The 3407-nt window shown below is 70.1% G+C and carries 2 protein-coding genes and 1 pseudogene; all 3 read right to left on the bottom strand.

Annotated elements, in window-relative coordinates; genetic code table 11:
* Nucleotides 1-1505 (bottom strand): annotated as a pseudogene (locus Q0C41_RS30765) (hypothetical protein); the annotation flags it as partial.
* A gap of 16 nt (nt 1506-1521) precedes the next feature.
* Complete coding sequence (locus Q0C41_RS30760; RefSeq protein WP_291990760.1) at nt 1522-2121, bottom strand: class I SAM-dependent methyltransferase; 600 nt, start codon at nt 2119-2121, stop codon at nt 1522-1524.
* 252 nt (nt 2122-2373) lie between these two features.
* On the bottom strand, nt 2374-3407 hold a 1034-nt coding region (locus tag Q0C41_RS30755), incomplete at its 5' end, for a glycosyltransferase (protein WP_291990758.1).

The following is a 3407-nucleotide window of genomic DNA, read 5'->3' as shown; positions in this document are numbered from 1 at the left end:
AGCGTGTCGGTGCCGTAGAAGCCCCAGGTGGTGGGGATCTGGTAGAAGTCGACCAGCGGGAGCACCAACACTTTGCCGCTCGTCGGGGCGTCGTTGACGGCGTCGGCGAGTTCCGTCCATCCGGCCGGTAGTTGTACCTGTTCGTGGCGGCCTGGCTGGTCGTCCTTGGTGACCTGCCCGCTGGCCATCGGCCAGGCGAACAACAACGGCCCGACGCAGAGCAACGCCGTCATGGCTGACCGTGCCGTATGGCGCAGGACCTCGTAGCGGGGTCGCGTGTGGGCCATCAACGCTTCCAGCGCTATCGCCCAGCACACCACCATGGCCAACAGCGGCACGGCGCCGACTTTGCTCATGGGTTCACGCAGCAGCCAGAAGCCTGGCACGTGGTTGTAGAGGGCGGCGTTGATGAAGCTGGCGGGCTCGTGGAGGCCCTTGCCCACGATCCAGCAGGCCACGCAACCAATGGAGAGCAGATGAACGAGCCGTCGGTGCGCGGTGGCGAACAAGGCGGCGATGCCGATACCGGCGGGTAGCAGCCAGGCCAACCACGCCACGGATGGCCGGCCGAGCACGGTTGCGGCCAGGCCGTGCGACGCGGGGTCGGGCCACGTCCAGGCGCTGCGCAGAGTCATGACGTTGGCCAGTGAGTTGTTCTTGTGGGTCCACGCCCACGCCGCCACGTCGGTCTGTGCGCCGATGGTGTCGGTGGCCCGGGCTCGTCCGATGGCGAGGACCTGTGGCACCACCCACCACAGGTGTACGGCTAAGGCGGCCGGCGCGGCGGCGGCCAGTGCTTTGAGGGTGCGCCACCGTCCCGGGCGGCCGGTAGCGGTGAGTGCGGGCGCGATCACCGGCAGCATCGCGGTCCACACGGCCACGACGGCCATCAGCGGCGGGTTCAGCGACACGTAGCTCATGGGTAGTGTGCACGCAACGAGCCCGGTGATCCGCACCGGTGTTCCCCGTGCGACGTCGATGGCCCGTGCGGTGAGCAGGCCGATAACGCCGACGACGAGTATCGGCAGGTAGTTGGGCAGACCGGTGAGGGCGAGAAGGTTGAACGCGGCCAGGAAGCCACCGCCGACGATGAGGGTGCCGTGGTGGCAGAAGCGCCGCACCAGCGCGGCGCCTCCTGCTGCTGCGAAGGCGAACATGGAGGAGAACAGGAACCGCTCAGCCAACGGTTCGCCGCCACCCAAGCTGCGGGCGAGGCGGACGAGCGCCAGTTCAGGCAAGCGCACGATGGTGTACGCCGCGCCGCCGGCGCCTGAATTCTCGTGGGTCCACGATGAGCGCCACTCTTGGAAGGCCCCGCGCCGCAGGAATAATCCGAGGTCGCCGGTGGCGTAGAACCAGCCGGCACGGAACCAGGTGGCGAACACCAACGTAAATACCAACACGGCGGCGCTTGCCACCAGCCAGGTGCCTCGGCTCCGGCCTGCGCGCCGGGAGAACCCGGCGAGCGGGGCGGCCGTTGGCGGCGGGAGGCGGCCGATCGTCACGTCGACACCGATCCGATCAAGCGCAGCGCGTCCGCACGGCGTGCACGATCAGGTTGCGTGCCCCTGCTCCGGGTAGGAGCAACGCGTCAAGGGCGCGTTCGGTGGCGGCCAGCATCCCGGCGCCGCGACGCCCGGAGAGGCGTCGGTACACCGGATGCGGTAGCCGTGGGCCGGCGAAGGTGGCGACCGGCAGCAGCCCGACACTGCGTAGCAACGGGCCCACCGAGCTGGGCGAGACAAAGCTGACGCTGTCCGACGGGTACCCGAAACGGGCCAGGGAGCGGCCGTTGGCGAGGTCGAACAACAACGAGCCGCCGGGCGCCAGCACGCGGGCCAGCTCGGCCAGCGCGGCGCCGGTATCCGGCACGTACTTCACCACCCGCATGGCGATGATTGCGTCGAAGGCGGCGGTCTCGAACGGCAGCCGTTCGCCGAGGGTGCCTTCGACGGTCGTCACCGATGGGTGGCGTTGCCGGATTACGGCGAGCATCTCGGGAGCAGCGTCGAACGCGGTCACGCCCCACCGCTGCGCGGTGGCGATCCCGCTGAAGCGTCCGGTGCCGGCGCCCACGTCGAGTAGCTGGCGGCCGGCACCTTGCCCGATCGCGTCGCTCACTAGGCGGGTCTCCTGCTGCGCCACGCGGGTCAGCGCGGTCCCGGCGAAAGCGACCTCGTCGTAGCTTGGGCCCAAGGCGCCGAAGAACGTCGGCCAGGCCCGCGTGGCCGAGGTGCGTTCGGGCGAGGTGCGCCGGCTTCGGCGTGAGGTTCCGGGTCCAGATCGGGCCGAGCCGATCGGGCGGTGCGGGACGGGCGGGCCGAGTTCGCCGTTGTGTGCTTGGTACATGTCGTGGTCCCTCCACCGGTGCTGTCAGGCTGCCAGGATGTTGCGCTGGCCGGTTACGAAGCGATAGGCGTCGTGCACGACTGCGGCGGCGCCGTCCCAGTGCCAGTCGATCTCGATCGTGTGCCGGGCTGCGGCTGACAGGTGTTCCCAACGAGCCCGGCTGCTGAGGGTGTCCAGCAGGGCGTCGGCCAACGCACCTGCGTCGCCGGCCGCCACCACCCGGCCGTTGTGGCCGTCCCGCAACAAGGGACGCAAGCACGCGACATTGGTACCGACGACCGGCAGGCCCACGGCCATCGCTTCGGCGGCCACCAGTGCGGGGGTGATGGTCGCGTCCATGCGGAGCGGTACGGCTGCGACCTGAGCTCCGGCGAGAACGTCGTCGAGATCGCCGGAACCTTCCGAGCGGATCTCGACGCCAGCCATCCGGAGATCGGCCCAGCGCGCTGAGCTGCGCGCCGGCCGCAGGGCGAGAACGAGTCGGCTGTCAGGGCGCACCCGCCGTACTCGAAGGTACGCCAGCAGTAGGTCGTCGATGCCCCGGCCGGTTTCCGCCCGCCCGGCGAACACGATGCTGCCGTGCGGAGACCATTGCGCGCGTCGGGTGGACGGCTGTGCGGCACCGCAGGCCAGAAACGCGGGACCGACGGGGGCAAGGTGCTCGACGAGCTGCGGGTCGGGGCTGCACACTGCGGCGATGCGACGGTGATGCAACGCCGCTCGCAAGAGTGGCAGGCCGGCGCTGTGGGCGATGAGCCGACGATGCAAGGACATGTCAGCCCGACGGTGGTCGCGCCACGTCTGTGGTCGACTCGCCAGGGGGAGGGCCAAACGGCCGTACACGCTGACCACCACGGCTGCGCTGCCTGCGGGCAGGGTGACGGCCACGGCTGCGACTCCTTCGCCCCCGTGAACGTGAATGACATCGGGCCGCACCGCCGCGAGTACTTCGCGCAGGCGCAGAGACCACGGCATGGGGCTCACCCCGCCACCGAGTTCATGGGTGGCGGCGAACATGTCGCCCCTGGCGTTGGTGGCGCACAGGTGATGCTCGCCCG

This window comes from Luteitalea sp. (assembly GCF_022842525.1).
Taxonomy (GTDB): Bacteria; Acidobacteriota; Vicinamibacteria; order Vicinamibacterales; family Vicinamibacteraceae; genus Luteitalea.
Note: the sequence above shows the minus strand (reverse complement) of the source record. Positions and strands in the feature narration are given on the sequence as shown.